The following is a 17,946-nucleotide window of genomic DNA, read 5'->3' on the forward strand; positions in this document are numbered from 1 at the left end:
CTTCATGTGACCGGGGCCACCGCCTGGCCAGCGGACAACGCTTCGGTCTGGGTAGAGTCGACTGCTGGTCGGCCATCCAACAAAAGGGCCGGATCCTCGCGGATCCGGCCCTTCCTGTTTCTCCGCAGCCAGGCATGCCCTGGCTCTACGGCATCTCCGGCGGCACCGCGATGGGCGCCAGGTGCCCGATCACCGGCGCGGTGCGTCCGGGTCGGTGCGCAGCGCCTTCAGCAGGCCCCACATGTAGAACGCCAGGGTGAACGAGAACGGCAGGCCGCACAGCACCACCGCCGTCTGCATCGCGCTGAAGTTGCCGGCCAGCAGCAGGCCAACGCTGGCCACGGTGATACCCGCCGCCCAGAACACGCGCAGCCAGATCGGCGCGTCATGCCCATCTTCCACGCCATCGTCAACGCGACGGGTACACAGGTTGGCGATCATCAGCGTGCCCGAATCGACCGGGGTCAGGAACAGCACGAAGCCGATCACCACCGCAGCACCGGCCACGTACGGCGCGCCGGGCAGGTATTCCAGCAGCTTGAACAGCGTCATCGCCGCATCGTGCTGGGCCACGTCACCCAGGATCGCCTGGCCATGGTTGAGCACCAGGTCGATGGCGGTGTTGCCGAAGATCGACAGCCACGCCAGGGTGAAACCGAGCGGGATCAGCAGCACGCCCATGATCACCTCGCGGATGGTGCGGCCACGCGAGATGCGCGCCACGAAAAGGCCGACGAACGGCGCCCAGGCGATCCACCAGGCCCAGTAGAACAGCGTCCACGAGCCCATCCACTCACGCCCCTTCGGGTCGTTGAGGTACATGTCGAAACTCTTGCGCACGAACGCACCGAGGTAATCGCCGGTGTTCTGGATCAAGCCATCGAACAGGTGCAGGGTCGGGCCGGTGACCAGCACGAACAGCAGCAGGCCGCACAGCAGGCGCACGTTGAGGTTGGAGAGCCAGGCAATGCCCTTTTCCACGCCTGCAACCACGCCGATGGTGGCCACCACCATCATCACCAGCACGATCGCCACCAGCACCTGCGGCGTATCCGGGATGTGGAACAGGTAGACCAGGCCGGACTGCACCACCAGCGCGCCGATGCCGAGGTTGGTCACCATCGAGATCAGCGTGGCCAGGATGCCGAAGCCATCCACCATGTCGCCGATGCGGCCATGGATGCGCTCACCGAAGATCGGGTACAGCGCCGAGCGCAGCGCCAGTGGCAGGTCACGGCGGTAGGCGAAATAGCCCAGTGCCACGCCGACCAGCGCATACAGCGCCCAGCCGTGCAGGCCCCAGTGCAGGAAGGTCAGCACCATCGCCTCGCGGCCGGCGGCCACGGTGCCGCCGGGCTGCCCGGGCGGATTGAGGAAATGGTCCAGCGGCTCGTAGGCGCCGTAGTACAGCAGCGCGATGCCGATGCCGGCCGAGAACAGCATCGAGACCCAGGCGACGTAGCCGAAGGCCGGTGATTCCTCGTTGTGGCCCAGGCGGATGCGGCCATACGGCGAGAACGCCAGCCACAGCACGAAGCCCAGGCACAGCACGATCAGCAGCATGTACCACCAGCCGAACGCCGCCGAGACCTCGGCCTGCGCCCATTGCAGCCAGTGCTCGCTGCCTTCGGGATAGAGAACGGTGAGCAGCCCGAGGATGCCGATCGACACCGAGGAGCTGAAGAAGACAAAACGGTTCAAGCGCAGGGGCGAACGCTTGGGATGAGCCAGGGAAGACATGGGGTCGTCTCATCAAGTCCGAGGGAGCACATGGGCGGGGCCGGACCGGTAAACCGGGCCCATGGCGTGGGGCGCGAGCGCATCCTAGGGTTTATTGATTGAACGTTCAATCAATAAAAAGCATAATGGCGGGCAGCCCGATCCTTCGGGTCGCAATCCGTGGAGAGACAATGCCGAAGAAAGGCGTGGAACCGGTACGGCGCGAGCAGCTGATCCGGGCCACTTTCCAGACCATCGACGAGATCGGCATGGCCGATGCGACCGTCGCCACCATCGCGAAGAAGGCAGGGCTGTCCAGCGGCATCGTCGCCCACTACTTCGGCGACAAGGACGGCCTGCTCAATGCTGCAATGCGGCAGATCCTGCGTGAGCTGAAGGACGCCGTCGCCCGCTACCGCGCCGACGCCAGCGACGACCCGCGCGAGCAGCTGCGCGCCATCGTCGATGGCAACTTCGACGACAGCCAGATCAACGGCACCGCCATGCGCGTCTGGCTCACCTTCTGGGCCGCGAGCATGCACCAGCCGGAACTGGCCCGGCTGCAGCGCGCCAACGACCAGCGCCTGTTCTCCAACCTGTGCCACCAGTTCAACCGCCTGCTGCCCCACCCGCAGGCCCGCCTGGCCGCCCGCGGCCTGGCCGCGATGATCGATGGCCTGTGGCTGCGCGGCAGCCTGGTCGGCGGCCAGTTCAATGCCGAGAAGTCCCGGCGCATCGCTTACGGCTATATCGACTTCCAGTTGCAGGCTGTCGCGCTATAAGCGCTTCAGCACCCGCCCCCTTCCAAGGAGTACGCCCCATGACCACCCTGCCCGTCCAACAGCTCTACATCCACGGCCAGCGCGTCGATGCCACCAGCGGCAAGACCTTCAAGACCGTCAACCCGGCCACCGGTGAGGTGATCGCTGAAGTGCAGGTCGCCAGCCAGGCCGACGTCGAGCGCGCCGTGCAGAGCGCGGCCGAAGGCCAGAAGGTGTGGGCGGCGATGACGGCCATGGAGCGTTCGCGCATCCTGCGCCGCGCCGTCGAGCTCCTGCGCGAGCGCAACGACGAACTGGCGCACCTGGAAACCCTGGACACCGGCAAGGCACTGGCCGAAACCACCACCGTGGACATCGTTACCGGCGCCGACGTGGTCGAGTACTACGCCGGCCTCGCCACCGCCATCGAAGGCATCCAGCTGCCGCTGCGCGAATCGAGCTTCTTCTACACCCGCCGCGAACCGCTGGGCGTGGTGGCCGGCATCGGCGCCTGGAACTACCCGATCCAGATCGCCATGTGGAAGTCGGCCCCGGCCCTCGCCGCCGGCAATGCGATGGTGTTCAAGCCGTCCGAAGTGACCCCGCTGACCGCGATCCGGCTGGCCGAGATCTACACCGAAGCCGGCGTGCCGGCCGGCGTGTTCAACGTCGTGCAGGGCCCGGGCCGCGAGATCGGGCAGTGGCTGACCGAGCACCCGGTGATCGAGAAGATTTCCTTCACCGGCGGCGTCGCCACCGGCAAGAAGGTCATGGCCAGCGCGGCGTCCTCGTCGCTGAAGGAAGTGACCATGGAGCTGGGCGGCAAGTCGCCGCTGGTGATCTGCGATGACGCCGATCTGGACCGCGCCGCCGACATCGCGGTGATGGCCAACTTCTTCAGCTCCGGCCAGGTCTGTACCAACGGCACCCGCGTGTTCGTGCCGCGCAGCATGCTGGCCGCGTTCGAGGCCGCCGTTGTCGAGCGCGTCAAGCGCATCCGCATCGGCGACCCGATGGCCGCCGAGACCAACTTCGGCCCGCTGACCAGCTTCCCGCACATGGAAAACGTGCTGCGCTACATCGAAAGCGGCAAGGCCGAAGGCGCCCGCCTGCTGACCGGCGGCGGCCGTGCCACCGAAGGCGCGCTGGCCAATGGCGCGTACGTGCTGCCGACCGTGTTCTCCGACTGCCGCGATGACATGACGATTGTCCGGGAAGAGATCTTCGGGCCGGTGATGAGCATCCTCGCCTACGACGACGAAGACGAAGTGGTGCGTCGTGCCAACGACACCACCTTCGGCCTCGCCGCCGGCGTGGTCAGCAAGGATGTCAGCCGCGCCCACCGCATCATCCACCGCCTGGAAGCCGGCATCTGCTGGATCAACACCTGGGGCGAATCGCCGGCCGAAATGCCCGTCGGTGGCTACAAGGAATCCGGCGTCGGCCGCGAGAACGGCATCTCGACCCTCGGCCACTACACCCGCATCAAGTCGGTGCAGGTCGAGCTGGGCGACTACGCCAGCGTGTTCTGACCGGCGCGCCGCCAGCACGCCCCATCGTCCGGCCACCGCGCCGATCCGACATCCCGCCGGGACGCCTGCATGCAGCGCGCCCCGGCCTGCAGGAGACACCCATGAGCACCCACAACGAGTACGACTACATCATCATCGGCGCCGGTTCGGCCGGCAACGTGCTGGCTACCCGCCTCACCGAAGATGCCGATGTCAGCGTGCTGCTGCTGGAAGCCGGTGGCCCGGACTACCGGCTCGACTTCCGTACCCAGATGCCGGCGGCACTGGCCTTCCCACTGCAGGGCAAGCGCTACAACTGGGCGTACAAGACCGATCCGGAGCCCTTCATGAACAACCGCCGCATGGACTGCGGCCGCGGCAAGGGCCTGGGCGGCTCGTCGCTGATCAACGGCATGTGCTACATCCGCGGCAACGCGATGGACTATGACAACTGGGCCAGCATGCCGGGCCTGGAAGACTGGACCTACCTGGACTGCCTGCCCTACTTCCGCAAGGCCGAAACCCGTGATATCGGCCCCAATGACTACCACGGTGGCGACGGCCCGCTGCGCGTTACCACGCCCAAGGCCGGCAACAACGAGCTGTTCGCTGCGATGGTCGAAGCCGGCGTGCAGGCCGGCTACCCGCGCACCGACGACCTCAACGGCTACCAGCAGGAAGGTTTCGGCCCGATGGACCGCACGGTGACCCCGAAGGGCCGTCGTTCCAGCACCGCCCGCGGCTACCTGGACCTGGCCAAGCCGCGCCCGAACCTGACCATCGTCACCCACGCGCTGACCGACCGCATCCTGTTCTCGGGCAAGCGTGCGGTGGGCGTGCAGTGGCTGCACAGCGACCAGCCGCAGCGCGCCACCGCCCGCCGCGAAGTGCTGCTGTGCGGCGGCGCCATCGCCTCGCCGCAGATCCTGCAGCGCTCGGGCGTCGGCCCGGCCGACCTGCTGCGCAGCCTGGACATCGACCTGGTGCACCACCTGCCAGGCGTCGGCGCCAACCTGCAGGACCACCTCGAGATGTACCTGCAGTACGAGTGCAAGAAGCCGGTGTCGCTGGCGCCGGCACTGAAGCTGTACAACCAGCCGGCGATCGGTGCCGAGTGGCTGTTCCTGGGCACCGGCATCGGCGCCAGCAACCAGTTCGAGGCCGGTGGCTTCATCCGCAGCGACGCCGAATTCGACTGGCCGAACCTGCAGTACCACTTCCTGCCGGTGGCGATCAATTACAACGGCTCCAACCCGATCAAGGCGCACAGCTTCCAGATGCACGTCGGTTCGATGCGCTCACCCAGCCGCGGCCGCATCCACGTGCGCTCAAAGGACCCGCGCGAACATCCGAGCATCCTGTTCAACTACATGTCGCACGACCAGGACTGGCGCGAGTTCCGTGCGGCGATCCGCATCACCCGCGAGATCTTCGCGCAGCCGGCGCTGGCCCCGTACAGCGGCCGCGAGATCTCGCCGGGAAGCGCGCTGCAGACCGACGCGCAGATCGATGCGTTCGTGCGCGAGCACGCCGAGACTGCCTATCACCCGTCGTGCTCGAACAAGATGGGCCATGCCGACGATCCGATGGCGGTTGTCGATGGCCAGGGCCGCGTACACGGGCTGGAAGGCCTGCGCATCGTCGATGCCTCCATCATGCCGCAGGTGGTGACCGGCAACCTCAACGCGCCGACCATCATGATGGCCGAGAAGCTGGCCGACGTGATCCGCGGCCGCACCCCGCTCGCCCGTAGCACCGCGCCGTACTACAAGGCCAACGGCGCACCGGTGCGCAAGCAGGGCTGACGCAGACGGCCCTTCTGCCGACTCACACCCCAAACCGGTAGGTGCCCACCTTGGTGGGCACATCTCCACAGCGCCCCCCTCGCAATCCCGTGCCGACCAAGGTCGGCACCTACCGTTGCAGCCTCCGCGAACCCCTCTTCGCGTTTTCCCTACGGCGGGGTATGCTGCAATGAACGGCCATTGTCGCTACGCTCAGGGCCGAAACCTAAAACATCACGATTCCTGGAGGGGGAATATGAGTCTGGATCGTCCCTGGCTGCAGAGCTATCCGAAAGGCGTTCCCGCCGAAATCGACGTCAACGAGTTCCATTCGGTCGCCTCGGTCTTCGACGCTTCCGTCGCGAAATTCCGCGACCGCCCCGCCTACTCCAGCTTCGGCAAGGTGCTCACCTACGGTGAGACCGATGCGCTGGTCACCCGGTTCGCCGCCTACCTGCTGGGTGAGCTCAAGCTCAAGAAGGGCGACCGCGTCGCCCTGATGATGCCCAACTGCCTGCAGTACCCGGTGGCCACTTTCGGCGTGCTGCGCGCCGGCCTGACCGTGGTCAACGTCAACCCGCTGTACACCGCGCGCGAACTCAAGCACCAGCTGGTCGACGCCGGCGTCAGTGCGCTGGTGGTGGTCGACAACTTCGGCGACACCGTCGAGCAGGTCATCGCCGATACGCCGGTCAAGCACGTGATCACCACCGGCCTGGGCGACCTGCTCGGTGCCAAGGGCGCGATCGTCAACTTCGTGCTGAAGTACGTCAAGAAGATGGTTCCCAACTACCACATCAAGGGCGCCGTCCGCTTCAAGCAGGCGCTCAAGCTGGGCAGCCACCACACGCTTCCGAAGGTCGAGATCGACCACGACGACATTGCCTTCCTGCAGTACACCGGCGGTACCACCGGCGTTGCCAAGGGCGCGATGCTGACCAACCGCAACCTGATCGCCAACATGCAGCAGGCGTCGGCATGGTTGTCGACCTCGGGCATCGAGCCGGGCAAGGAAGTGATCATTACTGCCCTGCCGCTGTACCACATCTTCGCGCTGACCGCGAACGGGCTGGTCTTCATGAAGTTCGGTGGCTGCAACCACCTGATCACCAACCCGCGCGACATGAAGGGCTTCGTCAAGGAGCTCAAGGGCACCCGCTTCACCGCCATCACCGGCGTCAACACGCTGTTCAACGGCCTTCTCAACACTCCGGGCTTCGACGAGATCGACTTCTCGTCGGTCAAGTTCACCCTGGGCGGCGGCATGGCGGTTCAACGTGCCGTGGCCGAACGCTGGAAGAAGGTCACCGGCGTGACCCTGGTTGAAGCCTACGGCTTGACCGAAACCTCGCCGGCAGCCTGCATCAACCCGCTCACCCTGCCCGAGTACAACGGCGCCATCGGTCTGCCGATCCCGTCCACCGATGCCTGCATCAAGGACGACAACGGCAACATCCTGGCGCTGGGCGAAGTGGGCGAGCTGTGCATCAAGGGCCCGCAGGTGATGAAGGGTTACTGGCAGCGCCCGGAAGAAACCGCCACCGCCATCGATGCGGATGGCTGGCTGCACACCGGCGACATGGCCAAGATGGACGAACAGGGCTTCTTCTATATCGTCGACCGCAAGAAGGACATGATCCTGGTGTCCGGCTTCAACGTGTACCCGAACGAGGTCGAAGACGTCATCGCGATGATGCCGGGCGTGCTGGAAGTCGCTGCCGTCGGTGTCCCGGACGAGAAGTCCGGCGAAGTGGTCAAGGTCGTGATCGTGAAGAAGGATCCGAACCTGACCGCGGAAATGGTCAAGGAACATGCGCGGGCAAACCTGACCGGTTACAAGCACCCCAGAATCGTAGAATTCCGAAAAGAGCTGCCGAAGACCAACGTCGGCAAGATTCTCCGTCGCGAGCTGCGTGATACGCCCGCCCAGTAAGGGTTTCCGGGCAAGCGAGCAGCACAGGGACCCCGCCGGAGACGGCGGGGTCTTTCTATTACTGGAACATGGCCAGTTCAGTGCTTGCGGGCGGTTCACGACGGGTGCATAGAATCAGTCGCCGCCGCACGTTCAGCTCGCCCCCTCCACTCCTCTCCGTCCGCTCTGCGGTTGGCCGGACGGTCACACGGAGAACTCCCATGTCCGCAGTACGCCCCATCATCACCCGCCCCTCGCAGCACCCTACCCTGCGCATCACCGAAGAGCCCGAGCGGGATGTCTACTGGATCCACATGCACGCCAACCTGGTCAACCAGCCGGGCCGCCCGTGCTTCGCCTCGCGCCTGGTCGATGACATCGTCGACTACCAGCGCGAACTGGGCGATCGCCTCAGCGCCTCGCACGCTCTGTCACCCCATGTCGTTCTTGCCTCGGACAGTGACGTATTCAACTTGGGCGGCGACCTGGAACTGTTCTGCCGCCTGATCCGCGAAGGCGACCGCGCCCGCCTGCTCGACTATGCCCAGCGCTGCGTGCGCGGCGTGCATGCCTTCCATGCCGGCCTGGGAACCCGTGCCCACAGCATCGCCCTGGTCCAGGGCAATGCACTGGGTGGCGGCTTCGAGGCTGCACTCAGCTGCCACACCATCGTCGCCGAGGAAGGCGTGCTGATGGGCCTGCCGGAGGTGCTGTTCGACCTGTTCCCGGGCATGGGCGCCTACTCCTTCCTGTGCCAGCGGATCAGCCCACGACTGGCCGAGAAGATCATGCTGGAAGGCAACCTTTACACCGCCAGCCAGCTGAAGGAAATGGGCCTGGTCGACATCGTGGTGCCGGTGGGCGAAGGCGTTGCCGCAGTCGAACAGGTGATCAAGGAAAGCCGGCGCATTCCGCACGCGTGGGCGGCGATGCGTGAGGTCAACGAGATCGCCACCATGGTGCCGCTGCATGAAATGATGCGGATCACCGAGATCTGGGTGGACACCGCCATGCAGCTGGGCGAGAAGTCCCTGCGCACCATGGATCGGCTGGTACGGGCGCAGGCCCGGCGCAATGGCGACCCGGCCTGATCGTCTGGCGGGTCAGGACGGGCTGCGCTCGCTGTCGTCGCGGTGTGGTGCCCCCGCACTACGGGCGGCCAACGCATTCCTGCCGTTGCGCAGCGCGGTCGCCAGGTTGCCGAGGCGGGAGCTCCATTCACCCTTAAGCTGCCAGTCCGCCATGCGCATGATTTCGCCACTGGAGGCGGCAACCTGGACAAGCCCCAGGTTGCTCGCCACGCCACGCAGCGCGTGGGCGTGCTCGCGGAAATCCTCCCACGCCTGGCGCTCGCCGCAGCCCTGCAGCTGGCCCATGCTCGCGTCCACGTCCGCCAGGCACTGGTCGATGAACTTGCGTTCGAAGCCATCGCCCATGCCCAGTGATGCCAACTCGTCCAGTACAGCGGTATCGAGCACGCCATCGCCGACCGGCAGTGCCGGCACCGACTGGATGCCGGACTCGGCGCGGGTGTTGGCGGCAACATCGGCCAGCACTTCCAGCAGGCGGGTGGCCACCACGGGCTTGGCAAGGAAGGCGCGGGCACCGGCCTGCTCGCAACGCAGGATCGATTCGGGGGTGACGTCCGCGCTCAGCACCATGACCGGCACGTAAGGCATGCCACTGGCCTGCATCACCCGCAGCTGCTTGAGCAGGTCGAGTCCGCTCATGCCGGGCATGTGCAGATCGACGATCGCGGCGTCGTAGCTGGCCTGCTCCAACGCATCGAGCACTTCGGCACCGCCATTGACGCAGGTGACCTTGTGGCCGGCCTTCTCCAGCAACCGCTGCAGCACCATGCGGTTGGCTTCATGGTCGTCGGCCACCAGAACCCGCAGGCTGCGCACCCGTGCGCGATGGCGCAGGAAGGGGTTGGAAAACGCGATGACATTGCCGGCTTCAGCCACCTCGGACGGAACCGTCGGGGCTGAAGAGGTGTCTGCGACGTCCAGTGTGATCTCGACCCAGAACACGCTGCCGCGCGGGCTGTTCGGCGCATAGCCGACCTGCCCGCCCATCGATTCCACCAGGCCCTTGGCAATGGCGGTGCCCAGACCGGTGCCTTCATGGCGTCGGGCCAGGCCGACATCGCCCTGTTCGAAGGCATTGAACAGGCGCCCGCGCAACGCCACCGGTACGCCGATGCCGGTATCGACGATCTCGAATCGCAGCCGCATCCGCTCGTTGCCCAGCGCATCGGGGCTGGACACGCGCAGATGCACGTAACCGCTGTCGGTGAACTTGACCGCATTGCCCATCAGGTTCAGCAGGATCTGCTGCAGATGCCCGGCATCTCCCAGCAGGCGCGGCGGCACGTTGTCGTCCACCTGCACGCGATAATCGAGCGACTTGGAACGGGTCTGCGGGGTCAGGATCAGGTTGATTGCCTGCAGCACGTCGGCCAGCGCGAACTCATGCCACTCCACGCGCACCTTGCCGGCTTCGATCGCGGAGATGTCCAGCACCTCTTCCACCAGCGCCAGCAGGCTGCGGGTCGAGGCCTGGATGGTGTTCAGGCACTCGCGCTGTTCGTCGTCCAGGCGGGTGGTGGCCAGCACTTCGGTCATGCCGGCCAGCCCGTTCAACGGCGTGCGGAACTCATGGCTCATGTTGGCCAGGAAGCGGCTCTTGGCTTCGTTGGCCTGGCGCGCCTCGGCCACCGCCCGGGTCAAGGCATGCAGCAGCGAATCGAAGTACAGCGGAATCGCGCCCAGGCCCAGCAGCAGGCCCCAGCCCAGATAATCGTGGCTGCGCCAGTACGGCGACAGCATCACCGTACACAGGAAGGCGAGGCAGCCCATGGCCGTGGCCACGCGCAGGTAGGTGCTGCCGTAGCGCATGCCGTTGCCGATCGTCACCCACAGCATCACCGCATACAGCGGTGCGGCCGGCTCGCCCTGGATCGTCATGATCCAGGCCATGCAGGTGTAGTCGGTCAGCATGCCGATCACCCGGCGCACATGCGACACGCCCGGATTGACCAGGATCGCGGTCAGCAGGCCGGCGGAGATGGTCAGCTCGAAAGCGAGGATCAGCCAGGTCGCCGTCAGCGCCTCACCGCCACCACTCAGCGAGCGCCAGCCGAGATAGCTGATGAACAGCGCCGTGATGATGATGCGGATCAGGTTCTGCGCGTGCTCGCTGTCCTCGCGCCCGGACAGGCGCTGCTTGAAGCGGGCCAGCAGCGAGCGCTTGTCGGAGCCAGCGGCGGGAGTCGTATCCATGGTCGGATGTCGCATCCTTCGGCGCAGCAGGGAGGAGCAGCACAACGGTACTGCCAGCAACCCCAACCACAGGGAAATGGCCAGGCCCAGGTTGGCCTGCCAGTAAGGGGTCAACAGCACGGTGGTGCCGAAACTGGCCATCGCCAGCACGATGGCAGCGGCCAGGTAACGCGACCCGAAGCGCAGGCCGTTGCCCACCGTGACCCACATCACCACCGCATACACCCACGCCAGCGGTTCGCCCATCTGGATCATGCCGACTGCGATCAGGCCATAGTCGGCCAGCATCCCGATGGCCCGCCGTGGATCGGAGCGGTCAGGCTTCCACAGCAGCCAGCCGAACAGCAGCAGCGACAGACCCAGCCCGGTCAACACCGTTGCCAGCACGCCCTGGTACTGCTCCAGGCGGTGCAGTCGAGCGCCCGACAGGAGCACATAGACCAGGATCAGCGAAATCAGCGCCACTCGCACGATCGCCTGGCCATGCTCCGAATCCGGACGCTGCGCCAACCGGCGCTTCACGCGTGCGAACAGGTCCTGCACGTCACCCACCCGGTCGCGTCGATGCCGTCGAGTGCTGGGCGCAGATATCCATCAACTGCTGGTGGCCGCGCATCAGCGCATCCACGCAACGTGGATCGAACAGGCGGCCACGCTGGGCGTACAGATAAGCCAGTGTGGCTTCCATGGTCCATGCTTCCTTGTACGGACGGGGCGAAATCAGGGCATCAAAAACGTCGGCGACGGCGACGATGCGCGCTTCCAGCGGGATCGCCTCACCGACCAGGCCATCAGGATAGCCACTGCCGTCATAGCGCTCGTGGTGGCGCAGCGCGATCAGCGCACCGACCTGGATGAAACGGTTCTGGCTGCCACTGAGCAGCTCATGGCCAATCCGCGGGTGCCGGCGCATGATCGCCAGCTCCTCGTCGTTGAGCTTGCCCTGCTTGAGCAGCACCGCATCGGGAATGGCGATCTTGCCCATGTCGTGCAGCGGCGCCGCCATCTCGATCAGGCGGACGTCGTCTTCGGGCAGGCCGAGCTGTTCGGCAATCAACCCCGCCACGCGTGCCATGCGCTCAAGGTAGGCGCTGGTGCCGGCATCACGGAACTCGATCGCCCGCGCCAATCGCGACAGGGTCTCGCGCTCGCGTTCCTCGACCTCGTGCATGCTCGCCAGCAGGCGCTGCTCCAGCGACAACGCCCGCTGCTTCACGTTCTCGGTCTGCTGGCGCAGCTGCAGCAGGTTGTAGCAGCGCGCACGCAGTTCGCGTGGGCGGATCGGCTTGACCAGAAAATCAATGACGCCCGCTTCCAGCGCGGCCTGCCGGATCGGCTCATCGCCGACCACGGTGATCAGGATCACCGGAATGTCGCGGTGCTTGGGCAGGCGGCGGAAACGACGGGCAAATTCCAGCCCGTCCATCTCCGGCATGCGGTAATCGAGCAGCAGCAGGTCGACCGGATGCGCCTCGCACCAGGCCAATGCGGTCAGCGGGTCACCGAAGTCATACACGCTCAGTTCGGGCGCGATGTCCTCGATGACGTGACGCAGCATCGTCCGGGCGGACGTCTGGTCGTCAACAATGACGATGTTCAACGCGTACTCTGCCTGGTTTCTCGACCATGCTGGATCATCAGCAGGCGAGGATACCCTGCCGCTGCGAACGCTCGCACCCTGCATCGGCCTGACTCCCGTGTCATGCGTCCCGGTTCATGATCGTCATCACATTGTGAAGCGGACTCTCCACAATGCGCACTCCCCCTGACGCCGATCAAGCCACAACAGACGTCAAGGTAGTGCATTAACGATACGCCGAGTGCGGGAGGCGTCAATCGCGCCGTCTCATTTCGCGACGGCGCGCACAAACAGGAGTCAAAAAGACGACTTACTGCTCCGGACGCATGTACGGGAACAGCAGCACGTCACGGATCGAGCTGCTACCGGTCAGCAGCATCACCAGGCGATCGACACCGATGCCGAGGCCGCCGGTCGGAGCCATGCCGTACTCCAGCGCACGGATATAGTCGGCGTCGTAGTGCATGGCCTCGTCGTCGCCTCCTTCCTTCGCGGCCACCTGGGCCTGGAAGCGCTGGGCCTGGTCTTCCGGGTCATTCAGCTCGGAGAAGCCGTTGGCCAGTTCCTTGCCGTTGACGAACAGCTCGAAGCGGTCGGTGTAACCCGGATCGTTGTCGTTGGCGCGGGCAAGCGGCGAGACTTCCACCGGATGATCAGTGATGAAGGTCGGCTGGATCAGGGTGTGCTCGACGGTGGCCTCGAAGATCTCCAACAGCAGCTTGCCCCAGCCGTACGACGGCTTGACGCGGATCTTCAAGCGCTCGCAATGGCGCAGCAGCGCGTCGCGGTCGGTGCAGTCCGCCGCAGAGATTTCCGGATTGTGGTGGCGCACCGCCTCGTCCATGCGCCAGCGGCGGAATGCCGGGCCCAGGTCGATCTTCGCGCCGTCCCATTCGACCTCGGTGCCACCGTTGACGGCCTTGGCAACGTCACGGATCACGCCTTCGGTCAGGTCCATGATCTCGTTGTACGTGGCGTAGGCCTCGTACAGCTCCATCATGGTGAATTCCGGGTTGTGGCGGGTGCTGACACCTTCATTGCGGAAGTTGCGGTTGATCTCGTACACGCGCTCCAGGCCACCCACGGTCAGGCGCTTGAGGTAAAGCTCAGGCGCCACGCGCAGGTACAGGTCCAGGTCCAGCGCGTTGTGGTGGGTGGTGAACGGCTTGGCCGCCGCGCCGCCGGGGATGTAATGCATCATCGGCGTCTCGACTTCCAGGAAGTCGCGGTTGTCCAGCCACGCGCGCATGGCGCGGATGATCTTCGAGCGCTTGATGAAGACCGCGCGCGATTCCGGGGTCACGATCAGGTCGACGTAACGCTGGCGGTAACGCTGCTCGACGTCGGCCAGGCCATGCCACTTGTCCGGCAGCGGGCGCAGCGACTTGGTCAGCAGGCGGATCGATTCGGCCTTGACCGACAGCTCGCCGGTCTTGGTACGGGTCAGGCCGCCTTCGACGGCGATGATGTCGCCCACGTCCCAGCCCTTGAAGGCGGTATAGGCATCGCCCAGCACCGTGCCCTGCAGGAACAGCTGGATGCGGCCGGACTCGTCCTGGATCTGCGCGAAGCTGGCCTTGCCCATGATGCGCTTGGCCATCAGGCGGCCCGCCATCTTCACCTGGCGGCCGTTGCCTTCCAGGGCCTCGGCGGTCCACTGTTCGGCATCGGCGAATTCTTCCTGCAGGCGGCCGGCGAAGTCCTCGCGACGGAAGTCGTTCGGGTACGCGATGCCCTGCCCACGCAGCGCTTTGAGTTTCTCACGGCGCTCGGCGATCAACTTGTTTTCGTCGACGGGGGGGGTATCGGTAGCTTCGCTCATGGATCTGCGGGAATCGTGTAGTGAGGGGGGATGCTGCGCCCGGCACAGCCGGTTGCCCAGCATACCAAAACCGCCCTGCCCCGGCCCTGGGCCGGACCCGCCCGGAGGACCGCCAACCTTGGTCAGCGGTCCGCGTGTCGACCAAGGTCGACACCCACAGGAGCGCCTGGCCCGGCGTCAGCCGTTGCCGGGAAACGCCTGCCGCAGCTCGTCCACCAGCACCCGCTGGTTCTCCGAGTAATCGACCGGCACCGACACCAGGTGCACCCCTCCCTCGTTGAAGGCCGCCTCCAGCGTCGGGATGAACTGCTCGATGGCCGTCACCTCATGCCCCTTGCAGCCATAGGCCTCGGCATACTTCACGAAATCGGGATTGCTGAAGGTCATGCCGTAGTCGGTGAAGCCATCCACCGCCTGCTTCCAGCGGATCATGCCGTAGGCGCCGTCGTTGAGGATCAGCACCACCAGGTTCAGACCCAGCCGGCGCGCCGTTTCCAGCTCCTGGCTGTTCATCATGAAACCGCCATCACCGCACACCGCCAGCACCCGCCGCTGCGGATACAGGATCGAGGCCATGATCGCCGACGGCAGGCCCGCACCCATCGTCGCCAGCGCGTTGTCCAGCAGCAGCGTGTTGGCTACCTGGGTGCGGTAATTCCGCGCAAACCAGATCTTGTACATGCCGTTGTCCAGCGCCACGATGCCGTCCGGCGGCATCACCTGGCGCACGTCGTGCACCAGCCGCTGCGGGGTGAATCCAGCTTCCTCGGCACGGTCAGCCAGGTGTTCCAGAATGGTCGCACGCAGCGGCAGCAGCGCGTCAGCATTCGGCACCGCGCCTTCGATACGGTCGGCCAGCTGGGTCAGCGCGCGGCCGATATCACCGATCACTTCCACCTGCGGGAAGTACACCTGCTCCACCGCCGCCTGCGAATAGCCGATATGGATCACGGTCGGCCCCCCCGGGCGCATCACGAACGGCGGCTTCTCGGTGACCTCATGGCCGATTGTCACCATCACGTCGGCCTGGTCGATGGCCATGTGCACGTAGTCGCGCTCGGTCAGCGCCGCAGTGCCCATGTACAGGCCCGATCCACCGGCCACCGCGCCCTTGCCCATCTGCGTGGTGAAGAACGGAATACCGGCACGCAGCACGAACGCCGACAGCGCTTCGCTGGACTGCGGCCGCGACGCCGCAGAAGCGATCATCAGCAACGGTCGCTTGGCGTTGCGGATGATCTCCGCAGCGCGGTCCAGCGCCTCCGGACTGGCAATGGGACGATCCACCGCGTGCGGCGGAATCAGCGCCACGTCCCCGACCTCATCAGCCGCGATGTCCTCGGGCAGCTCCAGCAGCACCGGACCGGGCCGCTCTTCCAGCGCCGTGCGGAACGCCTCGCGGACGATGGTCGGGATGGTGCGCGCCGAGACGATCTGCCGCGCTTGCTTGGTCAGCGGCTTCATGGTGCTGACGATGTCGACGATCTGGAAGCGCGCCTGCTTGCTGGCAACGATGCCCTTCTGGCCGGTGATCATGATGACCGGCCATGCACCGAGCAGCGCATAGGCCGCGCCCGTGGTGAAGTTGAGCGCGCCCGGGCCGAGCGTGGCCAGGCACACGCCGGGCTTGCCGGTCAGGCGGCCATAGGTGGCTGCCATGAACACCGCCGCCTGTTCGTGGCGGGTGATGACCAGCTCGATGCTGGAATGGCGCAGCGACTCGACCACGTCGAGATTCTCTTCGCCGGGAATGCCGAAAATGCGCTCGACGCCTTCGTTCTCAAGCGCGGCGACAAGCAGATCTGAACCCTTGGACATTGGAATGCCGTCCTTTTCGCTGGACTGGTGATGGATCGTTGCAGGAAGGATGGAAGCTGCGCGTCAATGCTTGTCGAACCACACCGTCTGCGCGTTGACGAACTCGCGGATGCCGAAGTGCGAGAGTTCGCGGCCGAAGCCGCTCTTCTTCACGCCGCCGATCGGCACGCGCGGGTCGGAGGCAGAGAATCCGTTGACGAACACGCCGCCGGTCTGCAGCCGGCGCGCCAGCTGCATCGCACCGGCGCGGTCGCCGGTCCACAGGTTGCCGCTGAGGCCGAATTCGCTCTGGTTGGCCAGCTCCACCGCATGATCGGCATCGCGGGCGCGGCTGATCGAGGCCACCGGCCCGAACGTTTCGGTGTCGAAGGCCTGCATGCCCGGCTCCACGTCCGCCAGCACGGTGGGGGCATAGAAAGCGCCCGGGCGATCCAGCTGATGGCCACCGACCAGCAGCTTCGCGCCCGCGTCCACCGAAGCGCGCACCTGCGCGTCCAGCTGTTCCAGCAGGTCCTGGCGGGCCATCGGGCCAATGCGGTTGCCCGGGTCGCGGCCATCGCCAATGGTCAGTGCCTGCACCTTCTGGCAGAACTGCGCCACGAAACGGTCGTATATCGCGGCTTCAACGATGATGCGCTTGCCGGCGATGCACACCTGCCCGGTGTTCTGGAAGCGCGAAGCCACGGCCGCATCGACGGCAGCGTCCAGATCGGCGTCGGCCAGCACGATGAACGGGTCCGAGCCGCCCAGTTCCAGCACCACCTTCTTCAGCGCCTGCCCGGCCTGGGCGGCGATGCTGCGGCCGGCAGCCACGCTGCCCGTCAGGGTCACCGCCGCGATGCGGTCGTCGGCAATGGCACGGCTGGTGCCCTCGCGGCTGATGTTGGCGGCGATGAAGGTACCTTCCGGCAACCCGGCGTCGCGCCAGGCGGCGTCGAGCAGCTGCGCGGTACCGACGATGTTCTCGGCCGGCTTCAACAGGAAGCCGTTGCCGCCCATCAGGATCGGCACCGCCGCGCGCATCACCTGCCAGTACGGGAAGTTCCACGGCATGATGCCCAGCACCACGCCCAGCGGCAGGTAGGACACGTAAGCCTTGTCGTCGGGCACCTGGGTCGGTTCGTCGCGCAGGAACTTCGCGCCGTTGTCAGCATACCAGTCGCACAGCACGGCGCATTTCTCGATTTCGGCCAGGGATTCGGCCTGGACCTTGCCCATTTCGGCGGTAGCCAGCGCAGCCAGCTTTTCACGGTCGCGGCGCAGTACCGCCGCCATCGCACGCAGTACATCTGCGCGCTGTTCGAGGCTCTTGGCACTCCAGGCCGCGAAACCGACCTGGCCGCGGTCGAGGATTGTTTCCAGTTCGGCTTCGGTGGCGAAAGGATGGCTGGCGATCTGCTGGCCGGTGGCCGGATCGCGCGAAATGGCAGTGCTGGGGGCAGCGGACATGCAGGGCTCCTGTTGTCTCGACAACGGGCGGTGGCCCGTCTCCTGCACAGGAATGTGGACCCGATTGGCGGAGGCAACAAGGCGTCTGCTTATCCTGTGACCTGCACTTACCTGTCTGAATGGGGGGAGGTGCCGGCAGGGCTGCGCCCTGCACCCGCCGAAGCCAGAGCAACGTCAACGGCAGAAGCTCGCATTCCGTGGGTTGGCGGGGTGGGTCCGGTTGAGGGGGGCGCTGCAAGTACGTCCATGTAAGCTCGGTCGCCGCATCCATGCGGCTCACGCCCCCTCAACCGGACCCACCCCGCCT

11 protein-coding genes are annotated in these 17,946 nt (G+C 65.8%); 5 read left to right on the forward strand and 6 right to left on the reverse strand.

Going from position 1 to position 17,946, the window contains the following annotated elements; translation table 11 throughout:
- Nucleotides 1-189: 189 nt before the first annotated feature.
- Nucleotides 190-1,740, reverse strand: a complete 1,551-nt coding sequence (locus HLA98_RS18750; protein ID WP_029379823.1) for a BCCT family transporter — start codon at nucleotides 1,738-1,740, stop codon at nucleotides 190-192.
- Between the two features lie 170 nt (nucleotides 1,741-1,910).
- Here HLA98_RS18750 and betI point away from each other — a divergent pair, with 170 nt between their 5' ends.
- The 5 genes from betI (at nucleotide 1,911) to rpfF (ending at nucleotide 8,778) form a co-directional block, all read left to right on the forward strand.
- Entirely contained in the window at nucleotides 1,911-2,501 is a 591-nt protein-coding gene (betI, locus tag HLA98_RS18755) for a transcriptional regulator BetI (protein WP_005409501.1), read from the forward strand.
- A gap of 38 nt (nucleotides 2,502-2,539) precedes the next feature.
- Nucleotides 2,540-4,012: a betaine-aldehyde dehydrogenase gene (gene betB / locus HLA98_RS18760; protein ID WP_014647010.1), complete on the forward strand. Its 1,473-nt coding sequence runs from the start codon at nucleotides 2,540-2,542 to the stop codon at nucleotides 4,010-4,012.
- A gap of 101 nt (nucleotides 4,013-4,113) precedes the next feature.
- Nucleotides 4,114-5,796, forward strand: a complete 1,683-nt coding sequence (gene betA / locus HLA98_RS18765; RefSeq protein WP_014647009.1) for a choline dehydrogenase — start codon at nucleotides 4,114-4,116, stop codon at nucleotides 5,794-5,796.
- Nucleotides 5,797-6,031: 235 nt separating this feature from the next.
- Nucleotides 6,032-7,708 (forward strand): long-chain fatty acid--CoA ligase, encoded by a 1,677-nt coding sequence (locus HLA98_RS18770; RefSeq protein ID WP_057500409.1) that lies wholly within the window; start codon nucleotides 6,032-6,034, stop codon nucleotides 7,706-7,708.
- A gap of 200 nt (nucleotides 7,709-7,908) precedes the next feature.
- Nucleotides 7,909-8,778, forward strand: coding sequence for a diffusible signal factor synthase RpfF (rpfF, locus tag HLA98_RS18775; protein ID WP_012480080.1), 870 nt, complete (start codon nucleotides 7,909-7,911; stop codon nucleotides 8,776-8,778).
- A 12-nt stretch (nucleotides 8,779-8,790) separates the two neighbouring features.
- On the opposite strand, the gene HLA98_RS18780 is transcribed toward rpfF, so the two are convergent.
- The 5 genes from HLA98_RS18780 to HLA98_RS18805 all read right to left on the reverse strand — a co-directional run bounded on the left by HLA98_RS18780 (nucleotide 8,791) and on the right by HLA98_RS18805 (nucleotide 17,639).
- Complete coding sequence (locus tag HLA98_RS18780) at nucleotides 8,791-11,523, reverse strand: response regulator (RefSeq protein WP_057500408.1); 2,733 nt, start codon at nucleotides 11,521-11,523, stop codon at nucleotides 8,791-8,793.
- Complete coding sequence (gene rpfG / locus HLA98_RS18790; protein ID WP_006364528.1) at nucleotides 11,516-12,655, reverse strand: cyclic di-GMP phosphodiesterase response regulator RpfG; 1,140 nt, start codon at nucleotides 12,653-12,655, stop codon at nucleotides 11,516-11,518. The genes HLA98_RS18780 and rpfG overlap by 8 nt, the downstream gene beginning before the upstream one ends.
- A gap of 205 nt (nucleotides 12,656-12,860) precedes the next feature.
- Nucleotides 12,861-14,372 (reverse strand): lysine--tRNA ligase, encoded by a 1,512-nt coding sequence (gene lysS / locus HLA98_RS18795; RefSeq protein ID WP_010482504.1) that lies wholly within the window; start codon nucleotides 14,370-14,372, stop codon nucleotides 12,861-12,863.
- A 177-nt stretch (nucleotides 14,373-14,549) separates the two neighbouring features.
- Nucleotides 14,550-16,190, reverse strand: a complete 1,641-nt coding sequence (locus tag HLA98_RS18800) for an acetolactate synthase large subunit (RefSeq protein WP_057500407.1) — start codon at nucleotides 16,188-16,190, stop codon at nucleotides 14,550-14,552.
- A 63-nt stretch (nucleotides 16,191-16,253) separates the two neighbouring features.
- Nucleotides 16,254-17,639 carry an NAD-dependent succinate-semialdehyde dehydrogenase gene (locus tag HLA98_RS18805; protein ID WP_057500406.1) on the reverse strand — a complete coding sequence of 462 codons (1,386 nt, stop codon included), beginning with the start codon at nucleotides 17,637-17,639 and terminating at the stop codon, nucleotides 16,254-16,256.
- Between the last annotated feature and the right edge of the window lie 307 nt (nucleotides 17,640-17,946).

Origin of the sequence: Stenotrophomonas africana (assembly GCF_013004645.1) — a bacterium.
In the GTDB taxonomy this organism is placed as follows: Bacteria; Pseudomonadota; Gammaproteobacteria; order Xanthomonadales; family Xanthomonadaceae; genus Stenotrophomonas; species Stenotrophomonas africana.